This is a genomic window from Collinsella sp. SGI.241 (genome assembly GCF_050312955.1).
Taxonomy (GTDB): domain Bacteria; phylum Actinomycetota; class Coriobacteriia; order Coriobacteriales; family Coriobacteriaceae; genus Collinsella.
Map to the genome: position 1 here is coordinate 42,842 of NZ_JBNPKM010000016.1, position 6,545 is coordinate 49,386.

Genomic DNA, 6,545 nt, shown 5'->3' on the forward strand with positions numbered 1-6,545 from the left:
TTGGCAGGTTAGGCGAGGGCTTGACGCTGAAGCTCGATGAGCTCGACGATGCCCTTGTCGCCCAGATCGAGCAGGGCGTTGAGACGCTTGCGGTCGAAGGGCGCCTGCTCGCCGGTACCCTGGAGTTCGATCATCTCGCCAGAGTCGGTGGCGACGAGGTTCATGTCGACCTCGGCGTGGCTGTCCTCGGAATAATCCAAGTCGAGCAGGGTGTTGCCGTCGACGACGCCCATGGAAATAGCGGCAACCTGACCGGTAAGCGAAATGCGCTCGAGCTTGCCCGCCTCGACCCACATGGCAAGGGCGTCGTGCAGCGCCACCCAGGCGCCGGTGATGCTCGCCGTACGCGTGCCGCCATCGGCCTGGATCACATCGCAGTCAACGGTAACGGTGTACTCGCCGAGCGCCTTCATGTTGACGACGGTGCGCAGGCTGCGGCCGATCAAGCGCTCGATCTCCATGGAACGGCCCTTGCGGTTGGCATGTTCGCGCTTGCAGCGCTTGCCGGTCGACGCCGGCAGCATCGCATATTCCGCCGTTACCCAACCGGCCTTGGCGCCCTTGCGCCAGCCCGGAACGCCCTCCTCGATGGTGGCGGCGCACAGCACGCGCGTGTCGCCAAACTCTGCCAGGCACGAGCCGTGGGCGTGCTTCATGACGCCGCGAGTGAGCTTAACGGGACGCAGCTCGTTTGCGGCGCGGCCGTTGGCGCGGTTGACCTGCATATATTCCATGGAACTATCCTTTCGGCAAAAGATGTGGCGAAGACTCCGGCGACATTGCGTGCCTAACCGAGTTCGTCGATATCGACATGCTCGATGCTTTTGAGCGGCTGGCCAAAGATAAAGCTGCCCGCCACCGCAAACTCGGCAATGTTGTCGGACGTGGTGGCAAAGCGATGCTGCGGCTCGGCGGTGTTGCCCGCCAGCTGCTCACGGCGCGTGAGGATATCGGTCAGCTCGCGGGTGGTCTCCTCGGCGGAGCTCACCACGCGCACCCCGGGCCCCAACGCATGACGGATGGGGCCCACCAGCAGCGGAAAGTGCGTACAGCCGAGCACCACGGTATCGATGCCACGATCGTGCAGTGGCTCGACTGTGGCGTTGACCAGCGCGCGAACGGCTGGCGTATCAAAAATATCCTCGTTCTCGAGCCACTGCTCCTGCAGATGCGCGCCCGAGGCGAGCTCGTGCTCGACAACCTCGACAAAGCTCGAGGCAGGGCAGCCATACACGTCCACGCCGGCATCCAAGTCCTGGATGGCGCGCGTGTAGGCGCCCGAGCGGATGGTGAGGTTGGTGGCGAGCACGCCCACACGGCGCGTGCGGGTGCTGTTGATGGCGGCACGCGCGCCCGGCGCGATTACGCCAATCACGGGGACATCGAGCACCTGCTGAGCCAGGCGAAGCGCCGCTGCCGTCGCCGTATTGCAGGCGATGACCATGATCTTGACGTCGTGTCTCGAAAGCCAGCGCCCCGCCTGTAGCGCAAACGAGCGCACCTCGTCCTCGGTGCGGGTGCCGTAAGGGCAGCGCTTGGTATCGCCAAAGTAGTAGACGGACTCGTGCGGAAGCGCCGTCGCAATCGCGCGCGCAACCGTCAAGCCGCCCAGGCCCGAGTCGAACACGCCGATGGGGCGCGTATCACCGGCCAGATTCTCGATATCGGACATTACCTCACCAGATTCTCTCTCGAAAAGATATGGCCAAGCGTAACGGCACTGCGCTATGAACGGGCCGCGACGAGCAGCTCCGCCGTCGCCGCCCAGCCGTCAACGATCCTGCCACGCGTGACAAAGGCGTTATCGCAGGACGCAAGAAACTCGGACGCGCCGGCGCTGGTCAGGCCGTTCTCGACCAGGCAGAACGTGCCCACGTGGTCGGCCATGTAGAAATCAGACTCGGAATCGCCGAGTGCCAGCGTCTCGTCGCGCTCGATGCCCAGACGCTCGCAGAAACGCGCGACCGCCACGCCCTTGTCGAGACCCGACGGATTGATGTTAAAGGCACGACCATCCTCGACGCGATCGAGCTCGAGGGTCGTCGGCTTGGACAGATGAGTCAAGTGGCCGTTGCAGGCCCAGACCAGACCGCAGCCGGCCTCGTCGAGGATGGCCTGCGCCTCGTCATCGGGAATATCGCCGCGCATGCCGACGGTGACCTCGCGGTACTTATAGCCAGTCGACATGTCGTTGTGGTACTCGATCTTGTGCGGCCAGCGAGCGAGAATCTTCTCGCACACGCCGGTCTGCTCAATCACCTGGTGCGGCGTGAGGCCGCAGGCGGGGTCGTAAGGCATGTCGCCGGTCAGATACTCCCAGTCGTTGGCCTTGAGGTCGTACATGACCAGGCCACCCATCTCGCCAATGTAGGAGTTGAGGCCGAGCACGCGGGCATCTTCGTGGATCATGGTGCGGTTGCGACCCGAGGTGGGAATTACCTGGATGCCAGCGCGGGCAAGCGCCACGACGGCCTCGACGAGCTTGGTCGAGGGATTGCCGTCGTTGTCGCGCAGCACGCACGAGCCGGGCGCGAGCATCGTGGCGTCCAGATCGGTAAAGACGTACTTGACCTTGGCAAGGCGCTCGCGCATCTCGCCCGAAAGCTCGGCAACGGTCGGCAGGGTGTTGTGGGACATGGTCACTCCGTTTACGTAGAAGGGTTTGGACTTGGACGGCATGTTTTGATTGAGGGAACACGCTTATGGCGACAGCGCACTCAGGGCGCCGCCGCCATCATGGTTCATTAGTCAAACTGGGTAACATCGATCAGGCGATTGGCCAACGAAAGGTCGCTCTCGATGGGCACGAACTCGTCGCCCACGTGCATGAGCTCCTCGTCACCCTTTGCCAGCAGCAAGACAATGGTGGGAGCATCGGGGTTGACGTACTCCTCGCGCGCCGCCTTGAACGCCGCATGCACAGCGGCTTCGCGATCGAGGATGATCTTGTTCGGCGTATCGTCGGGAACATGTTCGGCAAGCTCGCGACAGACCTTCATCGGGTCCTCGTGAGCCGGGTCCTCGTTGGCAAAGATCATCAGGTCGGAATATGGTGCGGCCTCGCGCGGAAGCTGCTCGCGGCGCTCCTGCGCCTTGCCGCCGGCAGCGCCAAACACCGCAATGACTGGACTAGCGGGAAACGCGCGCTTGACCGACGAGAAAAGCGAACGGAACGAAAGCTGGTTATGCGCATAGTCAACGACACAGATCACGCGGCCGTCCTTCGACTCCACGACCTCCATACGGCCCGGCACACGCAGTTTGGAGAGGCCCTTCTTGATGGCCTCGATACCGATACCGATCTCGCGCGCGGCGGCGATAGCGACCAGCGCGTTCTCCACGTTAAAGTCTCCCGCGATACCCAGCAGGATCTTCTCCCCCGCCTCGGACTCGTCGGCACACAGGCCATGCAAGTTGAACTCGATGCTAAAGCCGACCATGCGCACGTCGCTCGCCCACAGGCTTGCCTCGGGATGCTCGACACCAACGGTCACCAAGCGCTCGGCCGTCGACGCTGCCTCCAGCACACGGTCGACCTCTTCGGTGCCCAGATTCACCACGGCGGTCTTTGCCTGGTCAAAGATCCTGAGTTTGCTCTCAAAATAATCCTCAAACGTGGGGTGTTCAATCAGCGAGATGTGGTCGCGGCCGATGTTGAGGAAGCACGCCACGTCAAACGGCAGATTCTCGACGCGTTGATACTTGAGCGCCTGGCTCGAGACCTCCATGACCATGGACTGGCGACCGGACGTGCGGCAGTTGGCGATATGGCGCCAAACCTCGGGGGCCTCGGGCGTGGTGTTGGTGCTCTCGTAGCACTCGATACCATCGTCGGTACTCACCGAGCCGATCATGCCGCAGGACTCGCCCGCCGCCTTGATGATGGACTGGAGCATAAAAGCGGCCGTGGTCTTTCCCTTGGTGCCGGTGATGCCCACGATCTTGACGTCGTGGTCAGGACGGTCGTAGACCTCCGGCGGCAACAGGGCCATGGCTGTGCGAACACTATCAACAACCAGCATCGCAGCACCGCTCTCCTGCGCCAGCGGCTCCAGAGACTCGACCAGCGACTCCTCGCACACAAATGCGACGGCGCCCGCATCGAGCGCCATGCTCAAAAACGCGGGCTTAAAGGCAGCACCTTTGCAAAAGAATACGTCACCTGCCGAGACCACGCGCGAATCAAACGAGCAGCCGGTCACGGCACGCTCGTCAACCTGCTCTGATGCGCGCAGCTCGCCGCACACGTCGAGAAGCTTGGCAAGCGTATCGACCGTGGTCACGGTCGCGGAATCCGAATGGTGCATCTTTCACCTTTCTCAGCCATTTGGCAGGGACGGTTTTTATAGTAACTGAAACGCACCCATGCAAAAACGGCTCCCGGAGGAGCCGTTACGCGCAGGCGTTCGTAAGCCGAGGCTAGGCAGCCTGAACAGAAGGCTGGCCCTCGTCGATAAAGAAGCGCTTGTACCACACTAGGAACACGAGCGGCGTATAGATCTTGCGCTGGAAATCGCCCTTGCCCGCAAAGTGCAGATCGAGCAGGTGCATGAGCTCGTCGGTATTGAAGAACTCGCTTGCCCACGGCGCGGTGAAGTACTCCTTGACATAGTCGTACCACTTTTGCTCGCGCAGCCAGTAGACAATCGGCACCGGGAAGCCCACCTTGGGACGGGTGGCCCACTCATCGGGCAGCGACTTGTTGGCAGCGTGGCGGAGTACCTGTTTGTTGCCGTTCTCGTTGATGCGGTAGCGGTCGGGAATGTGCTCGGCGAACTCCATGACTTTGCGGTCCAGGAAGGGCACGCGCAGCTCCAGTGAGTGTGCCATGCACATCTTGTCGGCCTTGAGCAGAATGTCGCCCGGGAGCCACATGTTCATGTCCAGGTACTGCTTCTTGACCAGCTCGGGCTGACCCTTCACGCGCGCATAGATGGGAGCGGCAAGCTCGAAGGCGCCATCGCCGGTGTTGTACTCGGGCTTGAGCACGCCGTCGACCTCGCGCTCCGGCCATACCAGAGCCTGTCCCAGGAACGACTTCTCAGGGATCTCGGCACCCTTGACCAGGAAGTTATGTCCCTTGAAGTACGGCATATGCAGCGCCAGGTTACCGAGCGCGCGACGGATGGGCAGCGGCACCATCTTTTTGTACTTGCGGACCGGGACCGTGTCCTCGTAGTAGGCGTAGCCGCCAAAGAGTTCGTCGGCGCCTTCGCCCGAAAGCACTACGGTGACGTCCTTGCGGGCCATCTCGGCCAAGAACCACAGCGGCACAGAAGACAGGTTGGACTGCGGCTCGTCCATGTGATACTGGATATCCTCGAGCGCACCGAAGAACTCGTCGGCGGTAATCATCTTGCGGACGTTCTCGACGCCGAGCTTATCGGAAAGCTCCTTGGCGTAGTTGGTCTCGTTGAAGTTCTTGTAGTCAAAGCCCACCGAGAAGGTCTTGTCGGGCATGAGGCAAGCAGCAATATAGCTGGAGTCGACGCCGCCGGAGAGGAACGACGCGACCTTGACGTCGGCGATGCGATGGGCCTCGACACTCTCGTGCACGACCTCGTCCAGCTCATCGACATACTCTTCGAACGGCTTCTCGACGGCAGAGTAATCGCAATCCCAGTAGCGCTCGATGTTCATCTTGCCGGTCGGAATATCGACGGTAAAGTAGTGCGCCGGCGGCAGCTTGTAGACACCCTCGAAGAAGGTCTCCTCGGTTGCCGAATACTGCAGCGTCATGTACGGACGCAGAGCCTTTTTGTTGACCGCCTTGTGGAAGTGCGGGTAGTCCAGGAAGCTCTTGATCTCGGAACCAAAGAGCACGCCCGGAGCGCCGTCGCCCGCATCGGCCATGGGATAGTAGTAAAGCGGCTTGATGCCAAAGATGTCGCGGGCGCCAAAAAGCTTGTTCTTCTTTTTGTCCCAGATGACGAAGGCGTACATACCGCGCAGGCGATCGAGGACGGCCTCGCCCCACTCCTCGTAGCCGTGCAGGAGGCTCTCGGTGTCGGCGCCGCAGTGGAACTTGTAGCCCTTGGCCTCGAGCTCGGAACGGAGTTCTTGGAAGTTGTAGATCTCGCCGTTGAAGACAATGACGACGCTACCGTCCTCGTTGGCCATGGGTTGGGCGCCAGCCTCGGTCAGGTCAAGGATTGACAAGCGGCGGAAGCCGAGGGCAACGCGGCCGTCGATAAACTGACCGCCCATGTCGGGACCGCGATGGACGATGCGGTCCATCATCTTGGTGAGCACCTCGGATTGGTTATCCGTCCCACCGACAAAACCGACAAAACCGCACATATACTATCCCCTCTGCTGTTGCTGGGCATCAAATCGAATCAGTAGCTTTTAAGTATACCCGAGGGCGTAAAGAGGGGCGGAATGTTCAGGCAATCTCAACTGAATCAGCTCCGCTGTGACACGCGCCGGTTACCTTTAATGGATATGAGGTGAATGGGGCGATTGTTTTGCTATACTCTCTCCGCACGGGCGATTGGCGCAACGGTTAGCGCAGGTGCTTTACACGCACAAGGCTGGGGGTTCGA

General features: G+C 61.3%; 5 protein-coding genes. All 5 read right to left on the bottom strand.

Translation table 11 applies throughout. The features are described 5' to 3' along the window. Positions 1-8: 8 nt before the first annotated feature. The 5 genes from rph to asnB all read right to left on the bottom strand — a co-directional run bounded on the left by rph (position 9) and on the right by asnB (position 6,300). A complete protein-coding gene (rph, locus tag ACQQ92_RS07615) occupies positions 9-734 on the bottom strand; it encodes a ribonuclease PH (protein WP_427796174.1) in 726 nt (241 codons plus the stop codon). A gap of 53 nt (positions 735-787) precedes the next feature. Further along, positions 788-1,672, bottom strand: coding sequence for a glutamate racemase (gene murI, locus ACQQ92_RS07620; RefSeq protein ID WP_117769301.1), 885 nt, complete (start codon positions 1,670-1,672; stop codon positions 788-790). A 53-nt stretch (positions 1,673-1,725) separates the two neighbouring features. Continuing rightward, positions 1,726-2,637, bottom strand: a complete 912-nt coding sequence (locus tag ACQQ92_RS07625) for an HAD family hydrolase (RefSeq protein WP_427747684.1) — start codon at positions 2,635-2,637, stop codon at positions 1,726-1,728. Between the two features lie 107 nt (positions 2,638-2,744). Then, a complete protein-coding gene (locus ACQQ92_RS07630) occupies positions 2,745-4,307 on the bottom strand; it encodes a Mur ligase family protein (RefSeq protein WP_427727009.1) in 1,563 nt (520 codons plus the stop codon). 112 nt (positions 4,308-4,419) lie between these two features. Next, positions 4,420-6,300, bottom strand: a complete 1,881-nt coding sequence (asnB, locus tag ACQQ92_RS07635) for an asparagine synthase (glutamine-hydrolyzing) (protein ID WP_161115110.1) — start codon at positions 6,298-6,300, stop codon at positions 4,420-4,422. Between the last annotated feature and the right edge of the window lie 245 nt (positions 6,301-6,545).

What these genes read in the sequence shown, in the direction of transcription:
- rph (WP_427796174.1), bottom strand. Translation starts at nt 734, where the DNA reads ATGGAATATATGCAGGTCAACCGCGCCAACGGCCGCGCCGCAAACGAG.
- murI (WP_117769301.1), bottom strand. Translation starts at nt 1,672, where the DNA reads ATGTCCGATATCGAGAATCTGGCCGGTGATACGCGCCCCATCGGCGTG.
- ACQQ92_RS07625 (WP_427747684.1), bottom strand. Translation starts at nt 2,637, where the DNA reads ATGTCCCACAACACCCTGCCGACCGTTGCCGAGCTTTCGGGCGAGATG.
- ACQQ92_RS07630 (WP_427727009.1), bottom strand. Translation starts at nt 4,307, where the DNA reads ATGCACCATTCGGATTCCGCGACCGTGACCACGGTCGATACGCTTGCC.
- asnB (WP_161115110.1), bottom strand. Translation starts at nt 6,300, where the DNA reads ATGTGCGGTTTTGTCGGTTTTGTCGGTGGGACGGATAACCAATCCGAG.